The sequence below is a fragment of the Cupriavidus sp. DL-D2 genome (assembly GCF_039710735.1).
In the GTDB taxonomy this organism is placed as follows: domain Bacteria; phylum Pseudomonadota; class Gammaproteobacteria; order Burkholderiales; family Burkholderiaceae; genus Cupriavidus.
Genome location: NZ_JBDKXK010000087.1, coordinates 13,618 through 31,281, shown reverse-complemented (window position 1 = coordinate 31,281; position 17,664 = coordinate 13,618). Strand labels below are relative to the sequence as shown.

Annotated in this window: 13 protein-coding genes; 1 reads left to right on the top strand and 12 read right to left on the bottom strand. The window is 63.3% G+C overall.

The window, feature by feature from the left end; translation table 11 throughout:
- Positions 1-64 precede the first annotated feature (64 nt).
- Together msuE and ABDB81_RS28245 are read right to left on the bottom strand one after the other, a co-directional pair.
- A complete protein-coding gene (gene msuE / locus ABDB81_RS28250; RefSeq protein ID WP_137923734.1) occupies positions 65-628 on the bottom strand; it encodes an FMN reductase in 564 nt (187 codons plus the stop codon).
- A gap of 161 nt (positions 629-789) precedes the next feature.
- Positions 790-1,602, bottom strand: coding sequence for a MetQ/NlpA family ABC transporter substrate-binding protein (locus tag ABDB81_RS28245; RefSeq protein ID WP_346814186.1), 813 nt, complete (start codon positions 1,600-1,602; stop codon positions 790-792).
- Positions 1,603-1,862: 260 nt separating this feature from the next.
- Here ABDB81_RS28245 and ABDB81_RS28240 point away from each other — a divergent pair, with 260 nt between their 5' ends.
- Positions 1,863-7,367 carry an AAA family ATPase gene (locus ABDB81_RS28240; RefSeq protein ID WP_346814185.1) on the top strand — a complete coding sequence of 1,835 codons (5,505 nt, stop codon included), beginning with the start codon at positions 1,863-1,865 and terminating at the stop codon, positions 7,365-7,367.
- Here the strand turns inward: ABDB81_RS28240 and ABDB81_RS28235 are convergent.
- From ABDB81_RS28235 to hisD, 10 genes are all read right to left on the bottom strand, one after another.
- The gene (locus ABDB81_RS28235) at positions 7,364-8,104 is read right to left on the bottom strand and encodes a GntR family transcriptional regulator (protein ID WP_346814184.1); all 741 of its coding nucleotides are present in this window, start codon (positions 8,102-8,104) and stop codon (positions 7,364-7,366) included. The two genes, ABDB81_RS28240 and ABDB81_RS28235, sit on opposite strands and share 4 nt — an antisense overlap.
- A 107-nt stretch (positions 8,105-8,211) precedes the next feature.
- Positions 8,212-9,225, bottom strand: a complete 1,014-nt coding sequence (locus ABDB81_RS28230) for a tripartite tricarboxylate transporter substrate binding protein (RefSeq protein WP_137923738.1) — start codon at positions 9,223-9,225, stop codon at positions 8,212-8,214.
- A 70-nt stretch (positions 9,226-9,295) separates the two neighbouring features.
- Positions 9,296-10,312 (bottom strand): Ldh family oxidoreductase, encoded by a 1,017-nt coding sequence (locus ABDB81_RS28225; RefSeq protein WP_137923739.1) that lies wholly within the window; start codon positions 10,310-10,312, stop codon positions 9,296-9,298.
- The gene (locus tag ABDB81_RS28220; RefSeq protein ID WP_346814188.1) at positions 10,309-11,244 is read right to left on the bottom strand and encodes a hydroxyacid dehydrogenase; all 936 of its coding nucleotides are present in this window, start codon (positions 11,242-11,244) and stop codon (positions 10,309-10,311) included. Before ABDB81_RS28220 ends, ABDB81_RS28225 begins: the two co-directional genes overlap by 4 nt.
- Positions 11,244-12,419: a UxaA family hydrolase gene (locus ABDB81_RS28215; protein WP_137923740.1), complete on the bottom strand. Its 1,176-nt coding sequence runs from the start codon at positions 12,417-12,419 to the stop codon at positions 11,244-11,246. The genes ABDB81_RS28220 and ABDB81_RS28215 overlap by 1 nt, the downstream gene beginning before the upstream one ends.
- 69 nt (positions 12,420-12,488) lie before the next feature.
- Entirely contained in the window at positions 12,489-12,770 is a 282-nt protein-coding gene (locus ABDB81_RS28210; protein ID WP_137923741.1) for a UxaA family hydrolase, read from the bottom strand.
- Positions 12,771-12,906: 136 nt separating this feature from the next.
- Positions 12,907-13,920, bottom strand: coding sequence for an alcohol dehydrogenase catalytic domain-containing protein (locus tag ABDB81_RS28205; protein ID WP_346814183.1), 1,014 nt, complete (start codon positions 13,918-13,920; stop codon positions 12,907-12,909).
- 14 nt (positions 13,921-13,934) lie between these two features.
- On the bottom strand, positions 13,935-15,281 hold the full coding sequence (locus ABDB81_RS28200) for an MFS transporter (RefSeq protein WP_346814182.1): 1,347 nt from the start codon (positions 15,279-15,281) through the stop codon (positions 13,935-13,937).
- Positions 15,282-15,398: 117 nt separating this feature from the next.
- Positions 15,399-16,175, bottom strand: coding sequence for a (S)-sulfopropanediol 2-dehydrogenase HpsO (gene hpsO / locus ABDB81_RS28195; RefSeq protein WP_346814187.1), 777 nt, complete (start codon positions 16,173-16,175; stop codon positions 15,399-15,401).
- 11 nt (positions 16,176-16,186) lie between these two features.
- A complete protein-coding gene (gene hisD / locus ABDB81_RS28190; protein WP_346814181.1) occupies positions 16,187-17,497 on the bottom strand; it encodes a histidinol dehydrogenase in 1,311 nt (436 codons plus the stop codon).
- Positions 17,498-17,664 lie beyond the last annotated feature (167 nt).

Sequence of the window (17,664 nt, the reverse complement as noted above, 5' to 3'; positions counted from 1 at the left end):
GCTTGCCCTCTCCCCTGCCCCTCTCCCGGAGGGAGAGGGGAAAAAACAATCAGGAAGGGTAGTCTCAAGCCACTCGCCGCAACTGCCTTGCCGACGCCCCGAACAACGGCGCCGCGCGATCTACCGCGAGCTTGATGCGTTCCGCGAGCGCGCCGTTGCCAATCGCATAGCCATCGAAATCCGCAGTCGACGCATACACCCCGATCGGCAACGTCAATGCCTGCAGGAAGCCGAACAGCGGTCGCAACTGGTGTTCGAGCACCAGCGCATGGCGGTCACTGCCGCCGGTGGCGGCCAGCAGCACGGGCTTGTCGGCCAATGCGTTCATGCCGACCAGGTCGAACAGATGCTTGAAGTGTCCGGGGAACGAGCCGCGATATACCGGCGCGGCGGCGATCACGAGGTCGGCGGATTCGATGGCGGCGACCTGCGCCTCGATGTCGGCAGGAAGTTCGTCGCGGGTCAGTGCGGCGCCCAGTGGTCGGGCGATCTCGCTCAGGTCAACGATCTGCGTATCGAGCACGAGCCGCTGTTCCAGTTCGGCAAGCAGCGCCTGGATCAGCACCAGCGTTCGCGACGGTTGATGGGCGCTGCCGTTGACGGCGACGACTTTCAGGGGCGTGGACACGATTTCTTTCTCCGGCTTCATCGAATAAACATGGGCGACCCTCACCATAAACGCCCCGCCCGGTCCACGCGAACGAAGCAATTCATCTATCCATAGATGCAAAAACGGCAGCCACGCGGGCTGCCGTTCTCACATCGGGGAAAAAGTGGCGTTCGTTCAGCTTAGAACGACGGCACCATTGCGCCCTTGAACTGGGTCTTCATGAACTGGCGCACTTCCTCGGACTGATAGGCGGCCACGAGCTTCTTGACCCATGGCTTGTCCTTGTCCTGCGTACGCACGACGATGATGTTGGCGTACGGGCTGTGGATGTCTTCTAGGCCGATGGCGTCCTTGGTGGGCTGAAGGCCACCTGCCAGCGCGTAGTTCGTATTGATCACCGCAGCGGCCACGTCAGGCAGCGCACGGGCCAGCTGGGCGGCGTCCAGTTCCACGATCTTGAGCTTCTTCGGGTTCTCGGCGATATCCAGCGGCGTAGCGTTCACGCCATTCGTGCCCACGCCGGCCTTCAGCTTGATCACGCCCTGCGCGGCCAGCAGCAGCAACGCACGGTTCTCGTTCGACGGATCGTTCGGCACGGCCACCTTGGCGCCCTGCGGCAAGTCCTTCGGCGACTTCAGGTTCTTGGAATAGATGCCGAGCGGCGAGATGTAGGTGTAGCCCACGCTGACCATCTTGTAGCCGCGCTGCTTGATCTGGCTGTCGAGGTAAGGCTGGTGCTGGAAGCTGTTGGCGTCGAGATCGCCGGCATCCAGCGCGGCGTTGGGCTGCACGTAGTCGTTGAATTCCACGATCTTCACGTTCAGGCCATTCTTCTTGGCCACCTTCTGCACCACCTGCCAGACTTCCGCATCGGGGCCGCCAACAGTACCGAGGCGAACCGTCTGTTCCTGCGCCGAAGCGGAGCCGGCAGCCATCACGCCAAGTGCCACGGTAGCGGCAGCCAGCGTCTTCGTGATCGAGAGCATTTTCATCGTTCTATATTCCTGGGAATCGAGGAGTACGGCCCGTCCCTCTGTGTGGATGGCCGGTGGGCCACACCGGATAAGGGGCGGCCGAGGCGAGAGCTTACCCTAATGCCTACGCGCGATTGCGGATCGACCGCTTCGTGGCGCACACTACACCGCCGGACTGACAGACCGGACTGCACGGATCAATGTAGCAGACAAACCAACAAGAAGACGTCTGGAAGCCACGCGTGGTCAATCAAGAGCGATACAGGGTGACGGTGCCGATGGGCGAGAGACTTCAGATTCTATGGGATGACGGAGAGCGCGTTTTCTCGCGCGGGCCGGATCAGGCAGAAGGCAGCGACCGCAATTTCCTCTACGCGCATTCCGCCACCGAGCACCCCTTGCCCGCCAGCCTGGCCCGCTTTGCTCACGAGTTTGGCCTGAAAGACGCGCTCGATGCCACGTGGGCGGTGCGTCCGCTGAAGCTGACGCGCGCCGATGGCCGTACTGTGCTGACGCTCGAAGACCCGGGCGGCGAACCGCTGTCCCGGCTGGTCGGCTCGCCCATCGATACCGGAGACTTCCTGCGCACCGCCGTCGGCATTGCCGCAGCGCTCGCCAAGCTCCACCAGCATGGCCTGGTTCACAAGGATCTCAAGCCCACCCACATCCTGGTGAACTGCGCCGACGGCCACGTGCGGCTGACCGGATTCGGCCTCACCACACGCCTGCCCCGCGAACGGCAGGCGCCTCAACCGCCCGAGACGATCGCCGGCACGCTGGCCTATATGGCACCGGAACAGACAGGCCGGATGAATCGCTCGATAGATTCCCGCAGCGACCTTTATGCGCTGGGCGTCACGCTTTACCAGATGCTGACCGGTGCGCTGCCGTTCACGGCAACCGACGCGATGGAATGGGTGCATTGCCATATCGCCCGCACCCCGGTGCCGCCTGGCTTGCGCGCAAACGTGCCTGCCGTGGTGTCGAACATCGTCATGAAGCTGCTGGCCAAGACGGCGGAGGATCGCTACCAGACGGCTGCGGGCGTGGCGCACGACCTTCAACGCTGCCTGGCGGACTGGCAGCGTCAGCACCGCATCGACGATTTTCCGCTGGACGAGCATGGCACGCCGGATCGCCTGCTGATTCCCGAGAAGCTGTACGGTCGCGAGCACGACATCGACCGGCTCTGCGCCACCTTTGCGCGCGTCATGCAAAGCAGCGTGCCGGAACTGGTACTGGTCTCCGGCTACTCCGGCATTGGCAAGTCATCGGTGGTCAACGAATTGCACAAGACGCTGGTAGCGTCGCGCGGGCTGTTCGCTTCCGGAAAGTTCGACCAGTACAAGCGTGACATTCCCTACGCTACGCTGGTGCAGGCATTTCGAAGCCTGGTGCGGTCACTGCTTGGCAAGCCCGATGCCGAGCTCGCCGTCTGGCGCGATGCGTTGCTGGAAGCGCTGGCCCCCAATGCGCGACTGATGACGGACCTGATTCCGGAACTGAAGCTGATCATCGGAGAGCCGCCGCCGGTGCCGGAACTGGAGCCGCAGCAGGCGCAGCGCCGCTTCCTGCTGCTGTTCCGTCGCTTCATCGGCGTGTTCGCCCGGCCGGAACATCCGCTCGCCCTCTTCCTCGACGATCTGCAGTGGCTCGATGCGGCCACGCTGGACCTGATCGAGAGCCTGCTGACGGACCCTGATCTGCGTCACGTGCTGCTGATCGGCGCCTATCGCGATAACGAAGTGGATGCATCTCATCCGCTGTCGCGCAAGCTGCAGGCCATCCGCAGCGCGGGCGGCCGGATCGAGGACATCACGCTGGCGCCGCTGGGCACCGCCGACATCCAGCAGATGATTGCGGAGGCACTGCATCGCGACCCCGAACACATCGCGCCGCTGGCGCAACTGGTGGAAGAAAAGACCGGCGGCAATCCGTTCTTCGTGCTCCAGTTCCTGCAGGCCCTGGTCGAGGAAGACCTGCTAACGTTCGACCATGACGCGCGCGCCTGGCGCTGGCAGACCGATCGCATTCACGCCAAGGGCTACACCGACAACATCGTGGACCTGATGGTCGGCAAGCTGGCCCGCCTGCCGGCACAGACGCAGCAGGCATTGCAGCAACTGGCCTGCCTGGGCAACGCCGCCGATCTGTCGGATTTATCGACCGTACTGGGTACCGACGATACACAGACGCATGCCGTGCTGTGGGAAGCCATTCGCCAGGAACTGCTCGAACGGCAGGACGATGCCTACGCGTTCGTACACGACCGCGTGCATGAAGCCGCCTACTCGCTGATTCCGGAAGACACCCGTGCGGAAGCCCATCTGCGGATTGGCCGCTTGCTTGCTGCACGGATTCCGGCAGCGCGGCACGAGGAAGCAATCTTCGACATCGTCGGGCAGCTCAATCGCGGCGCGACGCTGATCACCGAATGGCCGGAGCGAGAGCAACTGGCAGCGTTCAATCTGGTGGCCGGACGGCGCGCCAAGGCATCCACCGCCTACGGCTCGGCGCTCGCCTATGTCACCACGGGTGCCGAACTCTTGCGTGACGAATGCTGGGAACACCAGCATGAATTGATGTTCGCGCTGGAGTTGGACCGTGCCGAGTGCGAGTTCCTGACGGGACAACTGCCGCGCGCCGAAGCACGGCTGGCGGCGCTGTCCAGACGGGCCATCACCACGGTCGAGCGTGCGCGCGTGGCATGCTGGCAGATGAACCTGTACCTGATTCTTGCCCGATGCGATACGGCTGTGGCCGCGTGCCTGGACTTTCTTCGTAGCGTGGGCATCGAGTGGTCACCCCATCCCGATGGTGCCATGGTACGCAGCGAGTACGACGGCATCTTTGCCAGGTTGGGCGACCGGCAGATCGAGGATCTGATCGATCTGCCGCCGATGAAGGACGCAGACGTGCTGGCCACCGTGGATGCGCTCACCACGCTGCTCGCGCCGGCGGTGCTCACCGACAGCAACCTCGCGTGCCTGACGATCTGCAAGGCCATCAACTTGAGTCTTGCACACGGACACGGCGATGCATCCTGCGTGGCGTACACCAACTTTCCCCGCTTTGCCGGACGGCTGTTTGGCGACTATCAACCCGGATTCGCCTTCGGCCGGCTCGGCCGCGAACTGGTGGAACGTCGTGGCCTCGAACGATACGAAGCCAATACACGTCATTCGTTTTCGATCTTTGTCGCACACTGGACGCAACCGTTGCGCGGCTGCCTGGATCAGCTGCGCCACGTGTTCGACACGGCCAACCGGATCGGGGACATCCCGTTTGGCGCGTTCTCCTGCAACTGCCAGGTATCGAACCTGCTCTTTATCGGCGAACCGCTGCCCGAGGTGCAACGCGAGGCCGAACTTGGCCTGGCATTCGCCAGGAAAGTGCAGTTCGGCATCGTCGTCGCGTTTCTGGAGAGCCAGCTCGCACTGATCCGGATGCTCCGCGGTGCAACGCCGGCATTCGGCAGGCTGGACAACGAACCATACAGTGAAGCGCATGCCGAGCAGCATCTGGCGCAGCCGTCACTGGAGATTGCGGCCTGCTGGTACTGGGTCCGCAAGCTGCAAGCGCGCTATCTCGCTGGCGACCTTGCGGCGGCCCTGGATGCCGCATCCAAGGTGCATGGGCTGCTCTGGACCGCGCACGGCTTTCTCGAAGAAACCGAGTACCACTTTTATGCCGCGCTGACCCATGCTGCGCTGTGCGATACCGCACCGGCCAATCGGCGCCAACAGCATCTGGAAACACTGGTCGCCCATCATGGGGAATTACGCATCTGGGAAGCACTCTGCCCGGAGAACTTCGCCAGCCACACCATGCTGGTGGGCGCCGAAATCGCCCGCCTGGACGGCCGGTTGATTGACGCCGAGTTGCTCTACGAGCAGGCCATCGACACGGCAAGGCAAAACAGTTTCATCCACGTCGAAGCCCTTGCCAATGAACTCGCGGCAGGCTTCTTTGCGCAGCGGCATCTGGAAAAGATCGCGCGCGTGTACCGGCAGGATGCACGCTACGCCTATCTGCGCTGGGGCGCCGATGGCAAGGTTCGGCAGCTCGAAGCGGCCCATCCGCACCTGCGCACGGAGGCCGCCGCACTTCGCCCGACCAGCACGATGGCAGCGCCGGTCGAGCATCTTGACCTCGCCACGGTCATCAAGGTGTCCCAAGCCACCTCCGGGGCCATCGTCCTGGACGAACTGATCGACATGGTGATGCGCACGGCCATCGAGCAGGCCGGCGCGGAACGGGGTCTGCTGATCCTGTCTGGCGAGGATGCGCACCGCATTGCCGCAGAAGCCACCACCGGCGCCGACGGCATCGCGCTGCGCATCCACGATTTGCCCGTGAGCGCGGCCACGTTGCCGGAGTCTGTGCTCTATCACGTGCTGCGTACCCATGAGCACGTGGCGCTCGACGATGCCCTGACAGATCCCCTGTTCGCGGCAGATCCGTACATCCGCCAGCATCGCGTGCGATCGGTACTGTGCCTGCTGCTGGTGAGCCACGCCAAGCTGACCGGCGTGCTCTACCTGGAGAACAACCTGGCGCCGCGTGCCTTCAGCCCGGCCCGGATTGCCGTGCTCAGGCTCGTGGCCGCGCAAGCCGCCAACTCGCTGGAGAACGCCAGGCTCTACCGCGATATCGCCGCGCGGGAAGCCAAGATCCTGCGTCTGGTGGAGTCGAACATCATCGGTATCGTTGTGTGGGATGTGGACGGCAGTGTCCGCGAAGCCAACGACGTGTTCCTTGGCATGGTGGGCTACGACCGCGACGACCTGGTCTCGGGCCGGGTGCGGTGGCAGGCGCTGACGCCTCCGGAGTTCCAGCATCTCAACGCGCGTGCGCAGGCGGCGGCCAGGGAAACCGGCCGCGCCGAGCCCTTCGAGAAGGAGTACATCCGCAAGGATGGCAGCCGCGTGCCGGTCATTGTCGGCCTGGCTACCTTCGACGGCAACCGGACCGAAGGGGTGGCCTTCGTGCTCGACCTCACCGAACGCAAGCAGGCGGAAGAGAATTTCCGCGAAAGCGAGCGGCGCTATCGCGAGGTGCAGACGGAACTGGCGCATGCCAACCGCGTATCGACGATGGGTCAGCTCGTGGCGTCGATTGCGCACGAAGTCAACCAGCCCATCGCAGCCACCCTGACTAACGCGCAGGCTGCAACGCGATGGCTGGGCGCGCAACCGCCCAATGTCGACGAAGCGGTACAAGCGCTGGGCCGCATCGTCAAGGATGCAAACCGCGCCGGCGATGTGCTCGGCCGGATACGCGGCATGATCAAGAAGGCGCCGCCGCGGAAAGCCCCCGTGGACATCAACGCGGCCATCCGCGAGGTAGTCGCGCTCACGCACGGAGAAGCCAGCAAGAGTGGTGCCTCGGTGGAGATCGCACTCGCAGAACACCTGCCCAGCGTCGAAGGCGATCGCGTGGAGTTGCAGCAGGTGCTGCTGAATCTGATCCTGAATGCGCTGGAAGCGATGGGCACGACCACCGACGGTGCCCGGACCCTTCAGATCATCACGCGTGTGGAGGAAGGCGCCGGCGTGCATGTCGCTGTGCGCGACTCGGGCCCCGGCTTCGGCCAGGAGGGTGCCAGGCGCGTATTCGATCCGTTCTACACCACCAAGCCCACGGGCCTGGGGATGGGACTCTCGATCTGCCGCTCCATCATCGACGCCCATGGCGGCCGGCTATGGGCAAGCCCCAATGAGCCGCGCGGTGCGGTGGTCGAATTCATTGTGCCTGGGAGGCAGGACGATTCGCCTTCCTAAGGCTGCGAGAACGTAAATTCGTGGTGAGTCGTATTGAGCTTGGATACCCGATACTCGATGCGCTCATCATGATAGGAATAGGCGACGCGCAAGACTTGTAGCAAGGCGCTACCCTCTTCTACGCCCATCAGTTCGGCATCCTCCGTGTTCGCCAGCGTCGCGCGGAGCTTCTCGTCCGTACGAATGATGTTGATGCCGAACTCGTCCTGGTAGAAGTTGTACAGCGTATTGGGCCGTTCGCGAAGCCGCGCCTCGGACAGTGTCGGAAACCGTTCGACGGGTACCGCGATGTCATCGATCATGACCGGTGTGTTTTCCAGCGAAAGCACGTTGGAGAACCGGAACACGGCATCCCCCGTCGACAATCCCAGAGCGGCTGCTTCAGCCTTGTCCGCTTTGGCACGGCGGAATTTAGCAAGACGCACGGTCGGATAGTCCCGGTGTCCATCTTGGCGCACGACGCGGAAGAACCGGAAGAAGTGGTCTTCCATCCGATGCGTTGCCACGTACGTGCCCCGGCCCTGGTGGCGAATCAGGATGTTCTCCGCGACTAACTCGTCGATCGCCTTGCGCAATGTCCCGACGGAAACGCCGAACCGTTCGATCAGCCTGCGCTCGGACGGAATCGCCTCGGCCGGCTTCCACTCGCCTTCCGAGAGCGCGGCCAGCAGGGCCCGCTTCACATCCTTGTAGAGAACGCCACCAATGGAAGCGCTAGCGTCGAATCTGGAACCCACGTTAGAAATATCCTCAAGTTATGCGGCTACGAAGGCACTAGTTAGTGGCCGGGCGCAATTCATATGGATAACCTGCATGATACTGAAGTTGCGCCGGGCAGCCGAAGTCATTCCACGCGGATACGTTTCTCTTCGATGACCTTGGCCCACCGGGTCACCTCCGTACCGAAGTACTCCGCAAACGGCGGTCCGCCTTGCGGAGCCGGTGTGAAACCGGCGGCCGTGATGCGTTGACGCACCGAATCGGATGCCAGCATGCGCACCACGGACGCCGATATCTTTTCCACGATGGGTCGTGGCGTGCCCGCCGGCACCATCAGGCCCGTCCAGTTCTCGACGATCAGGTCTGGGTATCCGGCCTCCGCGACGGTCGGCACGTCCGGGAGCAAGGGATGGCGCTCGCGCGTCGTGACAGCCAACGCGCGCAGCTTGCCCGACTTCACGTACGCCAGCGACTCGGGAAAGTTGGAAAACACCACGTCGATCTGCCCACCGATCAGGTCCGTCATCGATGGCGCCCCACCCTTGTACGGCACGTGCGTCATGTTGGCCTTGCTCTGACTCTCGAACAGCGCCAGCGTCAGATGGGGCGGCGTGCCATTCCCGCTGGAGCCGGCATTCAACGTGGATTTCTGCGCGGCTGCCGCCAGCTCCTTCAAGGATTTGATCGGAGAGTTGACAGGCACCACTACCACCATGGGCGACGATGCCACCCGCACGACCGGCAGCAGATCCTTCTGCATGCTGAATGGCAAGGAGGGAAACAGCGTGACGTTGGACGCGTGCGTCAGCGTTACCGCCAGCCACGTGTAGCCATCGGCAGGCGCCTTGGCAACCTGGTCCGCGCCGATATTGGCATTCCCGCCAGGCTTGTTCTCGACGACGATCGTCTTCTTCCACTCCTCCGTCAGTTGCTGGGCAACCGTACGCGCCATCAGGTCCGTCAGTCCGCCAGCGGCGAACGGCACCACATACCGGATCGGCTTGTCCGGATAACTCGCCATGACATCCGGCGGTGCCGCGGCCACGGTTCGCGGCCCCGCCAGGGTAGTGATCACTGCCAACGTCGCGAACGCACAGCAGATGCCTCTGCGCGTACCAAGGTGAAAGCGTCGATGCATGGGTTGTCTCCTTTGTGGTCGTCAGCCTGTCTTTGCGCAGGCTAGCCGCTGTACGGATGGGGGGATTACGTTAAGCTTCGATGGACTCTCCTGCCAAGGCGCGTAGTTCGTTCCACAACGCCTCCGGTACTTCTACTCCGCGTTCTGCCGCTTCCATTCGGGCGCGATGCCGCCGCTCGCCTGGCACGCGCGCGCCATCGTCGTCCAGCATGGCACCGAGCAGCGCTTCGACACGCTCCGCATAGGCCGCGCTTCCTGCAAACGCGCCCGGGTCCATCACCAGGAACAACTGGCCAATGCGCGGTCGATTCCCTGCGTCGTCGAAAAAGGAATCGGCTTCCGCACCAAACTGCGCACCGGCCAGCGATGTGACCAGCAGTTCGACCATGAGCGCCAGCATCGCGCCCTTGACACCGCCTGCCGGCAGCATGGAACCGCGCAGCGCGGCCTTCGCGTCCGTGGTTGGCTGGCCGGCTTCGTCCAGCGCCCAGCCCAGCGGGATTGGCTTTCCCTGCTTTGCCGCGACCATGATCTTGCCGCGCGCCACCTCGGATAGAGACAGGTCGATGACGACCGGTGGCTTGCCGCGCCGTGGGAACACCGCCGCGATCGGGTTGGTGCCGAACAGCGGACGTTTGCCGCCCCATGCAGGCATCGCAGCCGGAGAGTTGCCCATCGCAATGCCGACCATGCCCGCTTCGGCAACCGCCTCCAGCGGCAACGCCGCAGCGCCAAAGTGATGGCTGTTGGTCACGGCCGCAATGCCCACTCCGGTCACACGCGCACACGCAATCGCCTCCTTGACGGCGAGATCGCACGCTGCAAACGCGAAGCCGCAGGCCGCATCGACCAGAAGCGAGCTTGCGCGCTGGCCGCTGGCCACTGGCTCCGCGTGACCGTCAACCCGGTCATGACGAAGGTGCGCCACATACATGGGAATGCGCGAGACACCGTGCGATGGCAGCCCTACGGCGTCTGCACGTACCAGCGCCGAGGCCGTAGCCGAGGCTTGCGCCTCGCTTGCACCCGCACGGCGCAAGGCAGCCGTTGCCGTACGCGCCAGGGCGTCCAGGCGAACAAGAGTCATGTGCTGGCCTCCAGTGTTTTGCGTACTTCATTGGCGATCATCATCGACACCCGCGCGTTGGCTTCCTGCGTGACGCCGCCGATATGCGGCGTCAGAATCAGGTTGGGCGCGTTTGCCAGTGGGCTGCCTGCCGGCAACGGCTCGTTGCCAAATACGTCCAGCGCAGCACCGCCGATATGGCCCGCACGCAAGGCATCGGCCAATGCCGCCTCATCCACCACGCCACCTCGGGCGGTGTTGATCAGCACGGCGCCGGATTTCATCGATGCCAGACGGCCCACATCGAGAAGATTCCGCGTGGCATCGACAAGCGGCACATGCAAGCTCACTGCGTCGGCCTGGACCAGCAGTTCGTCAAGCGCCACGCAGCGCACGCCCGTCGCACGCCATACGGGATCATCGGCGGAGAGCATCGGATCATGGGCGATCACCTGCATGCCAAACGCTTGCGCCAATGCCGCCGTGCGCCTGCCGATATCGCCGAAACCCACAAGGCCCAGCGTCTTGTCCAGCGCTTCCCTGCCATCGGACAGCCTGGCACGTGGCCATTTTCCGGCGGCTACCTCCGCTGTGGACAGATAGGCGCCGCGCAGCAGCACCGCAGCCGTGGTCACCACGTATTCGGCAACGGATCGCGCGTTCGCACCGAATGCCGGGATCACGCGAATCCCGCGTTGACGACAGGAATCGACATCGATGTTGTCCAGACCCACGCCCAGCCGCCCAATCACCTTGAGATGGCTGGCCGCGTCCAGGAGCGCCCCATCCACCTGGGTGCGATTGCGCACGATCAGTCCGTGCGCACCGCCCAGTCCTTCCAGCAGATCGGCGCGCTGGTCCACCCACCCCGGTTCGTATCGCACATCGAAACCCGGGGTGAGGGTCTGCACCGCTGCCGAGTCCATGAACTCGCTGATGCAGATCTGCTTCATCATGCGGACTCGTGGATGCGGGTCAGCACGAACTCGCGGTGACCGAGTGCCTCGGCAGCCGTCCAGCGACCATTGATGGTGGCCATCATGCATTCGAGCAGCTTGTCGCCCGTCTGGTCCAGCGTCTGCTCGCGCTGCAGCAGCCCCGAGCAGTCCACGTCCATGTGCTCGCTCATGAGACGCACGGTGCGCGGGTTGGCACACAGCTTGATCACCGGAACAATCGGGTTGCCGATCACGTTGCCCTGCCCGGTGGGGAAAAAGTGGACCACGTAACCAGCGGCGGCGCACAGCGTCACCATCTCGGCGGCGGCCGACGACGAATCCATGAACCAGAGGCCCGGATGGGTCGGCTCTTCCGCCTTGTCCAGCACGCCATCGACGGTGCACTTCTTGCCGATTTTCTGGATGTTGCCCAGCGCCTTCTCTTCGATCGTGGTGAGCCCACCGGCGATATTGCCCTTGGTCGGCTGCGACTCCGACAGGTCGGAGGTCTTCCAGCGGTCGATCATGCCCTGGTAGCGCTCGAACATCGCCATGAACTTGTGACGCACCTCGTCGTTTGCGCAGCGGTTGGCCACGATGTGCTCGCCGCCAGTCAGCTCCGAGGTTTCGCCGAACACCAGCGTCGTGCCCAGCGGATGAAGCTTGTCGAACGCATTGCCAACCGTGGGGTTCGCGCCGCAGCCCGACGTGGTATCCGATTCGCCGCACTTGGTGGAAATCCACAGGTCGCCGATCGGGCATTCCACACGGTGCTGCGCCGTGGCGTACTGGACGAACTCCTTGGCGGCCTTCGACGCACGCATGATGGTGTTGTGGTCGCCATGGCCTTCGATGCCGAAGCCCACCACAGGCTTGCCCGTCTTGGCAATGCCGTCAACCACCTTCTTGGTCCAGCCATCTTCGATGCCAATCACCACCACGGCGGCCACGTTCGGGTTGCTGCCTGCACCAATCAACGTGCGGAAGTGCAGGTCCAGATCGGGACCGAACTGGAGTCGGCCATAGGGGTGCGGAATCGCCATGGTCCCCTTGATGGCCACCGCAACGGCTTCTGCCGCAGCGTTGGAGAGATCGTCCAGCGGCAGGATGATGACGTGGTTGCGAACACCGACGCGACCATTGTCGCGGCGATATCCCCAGAACGTGGTGTTTTGATCGATGACAGACATGACGGGTCCTCAGAGTCTTGGAAAGGGGGGAGCGGAATCGCGATGGACTGACGTGCGGGACGTAGCGGCTTACCAGCGCTTCGTCTTGATGTTGTGCACGTGAGCGTGTTCGCCAGCCTTGATGGGCGCGACGACCTTGCCAATGTCGATGCCGTACTTGTAGACGGTTTCGTTCAGCGCCATGTCGCGCAGCGCCACCTTGTGCCCAATGGGAATCGGTTGCAGCGCAGTCACCGTCACCACCTTGTCTTCATCCATGATCCAGGCGTTGAGCTTCGTGCCCGGCTCGATCCCTTCGACCACGGCCACCGCAACGGTGTCCTTGGCGTCATGCAGTACGACGTGAATCATTTTTTGTCTCCTTCGTGTGGGTCAAGCGTGAAACCATCGTAGGCGTTGAATTCATCCATGTCAACTAGCTCATATATATGAGTTGGATGGGCAAAAAAATCCGGGGCACCCGTGCGGGCGTGCCCCGGTGTTCAACTCAGTTGAATTCCGGCAGCAGCACGACCTTTCCGGCGGCAACGCGTCCCGCAGCAAGGTCGGCAAAGGCCGCCGGCGCATCGGACAGCGCGCGGGTTTCCACCCAATCCAGCGCCCCGAAACTGCCGGCCTCCAGCGCTCGCACCGTGGCGTGCATGTCTGCCATCGTGTAGGTGTAAGTACCAAGTAGCGTGATCTCGGCCAGCGTCAGCTTTCGCATGTCGATCTCGCTCGACCACGCCTGCAACCCGATATGCATGATCACACCCCCGGGTCGTATGGCTGCAATGGCGAGATTGCGGGTAGGCGCCGCACCCACGGCATCGATGACCACATCGAAGCTGGAATCGGCGGGTGGATCGGCCAGGGGATCGATGACATCGCACCCCAGATGGCGGCGAACGGAGGCTTGCCGCAGCGCATTGGTTTCCGCGATGCACAAATGCCGGCATCCGTAGGCACTGACCAACGCGCCCGTCAGCATCCCGATGGCCCCGCCCCCGATGATCAGCACACGGGCCTCGGGCAATGGCCGGGACATGGCGCGCATGGTCAGGTTGACGGCATGAAGCGCCGTGGCCGCCGGCTCGGTCAACGCTGCGCTGACGCTTGCCATGGCGTCCGGGATGGGAATCGCGCAGCGTATGGGGATCGCAAGATACTCCGAGAGCGCCCCGGGCCGGTTCATGCCGACCATGCCCCGGTTTGCGCAGAGGTTGTCTCGTCCTTGCAGGCAGTAGTCGCAATGGCCGCAGGTAATAAGCGGGTTCGCCGTGACGCGCTGCCCCACGCGCATGCGGGATTCGTCGGAGGAAGCGACGACGGTGCCTGCAAACTCGTGGCCCAAAACGAGGCCAGGTTTGCGGCGCGGGTCGTGCCCATGATAGGCGTGAAGATCCGAGCCACATATTCCGCTCGCATCAATACGCAGCAGAAGCTCGCCAGGCACCAGCGCTGGCATGTCCCGATCCAGCATTGCGACGGCATCGGGCTGTGTGTAAACGATGGCTTTCATGGATTTTCTCTTCATCAGGTTTTCGACGGTTCCAATCCGACCGCGCCGCCATGCGAGGCGCGACTGGCAATCCACATCGTGCAGCCCGCGCTCATGATGCCGATCGCCAGCACATAGGCGCACAGGTACCACGGCTGTCCGCCGGCCTTGGCACTCAGCCAGGTAGCGATGATGGGGGTCAGTCCTCCCGCAAAGACACCTGCGAACTGATACACGAACGAGATGCCCGTGTATCGCACACTGGGATCGAATACTTCCGAAAACATCGAGGACATCGTCCCGAAGACGGCGGCATGGAAGATGCCAAAAGGAATGATGATGGCGGCCCAGACCAACCACACGTTGCCCCCGGAATGCTGCATCAGCCAGAACGCCGGGAACGCGGACAGCCCGGCCAGCAGCGCCCCGGTGCCGTAGACAATTGGCCTGCCCACGCGGTCGGAGACGGCGCCCCACAGGGGAATGAAGAAGGTCATCACGAAGGCGCCAATCAACACTCCCAGCAGCGCATGGTCTCGCGTCAGCTTCAGCGTCTGCGTCAGATACGACAACGAATACACGCCGAACACATTGAAGAAGACGCCGTCGATAAACCGCGCGCCCATGCAGGCCATCACGACGCCGGGGTAGCGGCGCAGCATGACCATGAATGGCAGGCCGGGCGCTTTTTCGCGGCTGTGCTGCGCGGCTGCGAATTCCGGCGACTCCTCCACGTGGGTACGCATGTAGGAGCCGATCAGCACCATCGCCGCACTGAGAAGAAAAGCGATGCGCCATCCCCAGGCCAGGAAGTCCTCGTCCGAGAGGAGCAACGACAGGACGGCAATCACGCCACTGGCCAGGACGAGTCCAAGCGACATGCCCGTCTGTGGCAGGCTGGCAAAGAAACCACGGCGTCTGGCCGGCGCGCTTTCAAAGGTCATCAGGACTGCCCCGCCCCACTCTCCGCCCAGGCCGATGCCCTGCGCCACCCGGCACAGCAGCAGCAGAATGGGCGCCCATACGCCGATCTGATCGTAGGTGGGGATGAGACCGATGGCCGTGGTGGCCACGCCCATGATCATCAGCGTCAGCACGAGCATCTTCTTGCGCCCGAGCGTGTCTCCGAAGTGTCCGAAGATGATGCCGCCCAGCGGACGCGCCACGAATCCCGCCGCGAATGTGGCGTAGGCCAGCAGCGTGCCAACCATCGGATCGCTCGATGGGAAGTACAGCTTGTTGAATACGAGGCCGGCCACCACGCCATACAGAAAGAAGTCGTACCACTCCACCATCGCGCCGATGGTGCTCGACGTGACGACTTGCCGCAGCTTGCGTCGCGCGTCCGTTGCGGAATGCGGCGCCGTTGTCTGCTTCCTCATGCTTGTCTCCTGTGAAGTCTCTGCCCGGTGGCGCGCTTTTCCTGCCGCGCTCTGTCTCGGGCTTTCAGACGGCTGCCACGTGCGCGTCGCACGCCGTCATCGGATGGTTTGCGTGCGCTATCTGGCCGTATATCCTCCATCCACCATGAAGGTCTGTCCGGTAATGTAGGCCGCCATGTCGCTGGCAAGGAATGCCGCGAGGCCATGCAGATCCACGAGTTCGCCATTCCGCCCCACGCACGTGCGGCTTGCATGGTGCTGTGCGAGCGACTCGTCTGCGAAGACCGGGCCCGTCAGTGCAGTGGGAAAGAAACCTGGTCCGATGGCATTGCAGGTGATGCCATGGCTCGACCACGCCTCGGCGATGGCGCGTGTGAGCTGGACAATGCCTCCCTTGGCTGCGCCATACGGCGCGCTGTTGGCAAACGCCCGATAGGACTGCAGCGATGCGATGTTCAGTATGCGTCCCCAACCCCGGGCCTTCATGGCTGGTGCAAGCGCTTGCGTCAGGAAGAACGGTGCGCCCAGGTGGGTATCGAGCTGGAGGCGCCACGATGCCGGGGTGACGGCGCCAAACGCCTCGCGCAAATTCATGCCGGCCGCATTGACCAAAATATCAATCGCTCCATGCTTGCGCTGCAATCCGTCGGCCGACGCGACAATGGTGTCGAGATCGGAAACGTCGCACGGGAACGTATCGACCGCAATGCCCTGGGCATCGAGCCGTGCCGCCGCGGTGTCGAGTTGTGCCCGCCGCCTGGCCGCCAGAATCACACGCGCACCGCACGTCCCCAGTGCCACGGCGATGGCTTCACCTATACCGGAACTTCCGCCCGTCACCAGCGCCTGGCGCCCCGAAAGATCAGGTGCCGGCCGCGCGGCTGCAATGGTCAATTGGCTCACGATCAGACCTCGACGGGCGTGCCCATCTCGAAGCGCGCGTTGGGAAAGTACTTTGCCATGCGATCGTCCGCAGTGCGTGCATGCGCCTCCATGCCTTCGAGCCGCGAGATGCGTGCGGTGACCTGTCCGATCTGGCGCGCCGCCTCGCGCGTCATCTTCTGCCAGGTCAGCGTCTTCATGAACTTGTGTACCGACAGGCCGCCCGAATAGCGCGCGGCGCCTTTGGTCGGCAGCACATGGTTGGGGCCGCTGGTCTTGTCTCCAAACGCCACGGTTGTTTCCTCGCCCAGGAACAGCGAGCCATAGCATGTCAGGTTGGCCAGCCACCAGTCGAGATCCTCGGTATGGACTTCCAGATGCTCGGAAGCATAGCGGTCCGAGATCTCCACCACCTCCTCGCGGCTGTCGCAGAGGATGACTTCGCCGTAGTCGCGCCACGCTGCCGTGGCCGCATCTCGCGCAGTGGGCGGCAGCTTGTCGATGAGCGAAGGCACCAACGCCATGACCTGTTCGGCCAGCGCGCGCGAGGTGGTGAACAGCCAGGCAGGCGATTCATGGCCGTGCTCCGCCTGGCCGACGAGGTCGCTCGCGACAATGGCTGCATCGGCGCTGTCGTCGGCAATGACAGCAACTTCCGACGGGCCCGCGAACACATCGATGCCCACTTGCCCGAAAAGCGTACGCTTTGCCTCCGCAACGAACTTGTTGCCGGGGCCGACCACCACATCGGCAGGCTTGCCGGTGAACAGGCCGTAGGCCATCGACGCAATGGCCTGCACGCCGCCCAAGGTCATGATGACGTCCGCGCCAGCGGCCTGGAACGCGTAGAGAACATGGGGATGGATACCTTGGCCACGGAAGGGGCTCGAACATGCCACCACGGTTTTCACGCCGGCCGCCTTGGCTGTTGCCACACCCATGTAGGCCGACGCGATATGGGCATAGCGCCCTGCCGGTGCGTAGCAGCCGACCACATTCACGGGCAAGACGCGCTGCCCGGCGATGACGCCCGGGTGCAATTCGACGGAAAACTCCTGCAACGATTCGCGTTGCGCCACCGCGAAGTCTGTCACCTGGCGGATGGCAAAATCGATGTCGGCGCGAACTGCGGCAGGTACATCGCGCGTTTGCTGCCGGATCTGATCGGGCGTCAGCACGATGTCGCCGGACCAGCTATCCAGTTGCTTCGCGTAGTCCCGGACTGCACTCTCTCCGCGCGCCTGGATTTCGCCAAGCATCTCGGTCACAACCTTCTGCGCAGCCGCCGCTTCCGTCTGTGGCGTCTTCTCCGCTTTTTTCAGGTACACGATCATTTCAGGTAGTCTCCGTGTTTTTCGATGATGTAAGCGCTTTCATTTCTGGATAAAGCTGCTCACGAACACATTTGTGAAAATCAATGCAAGCGCTTACATTGAGGATAGAAGACAGTGCGCAGGGCGCAAGGAAGGGTATTCCCGCAGACTTGCCAACAGACACAATG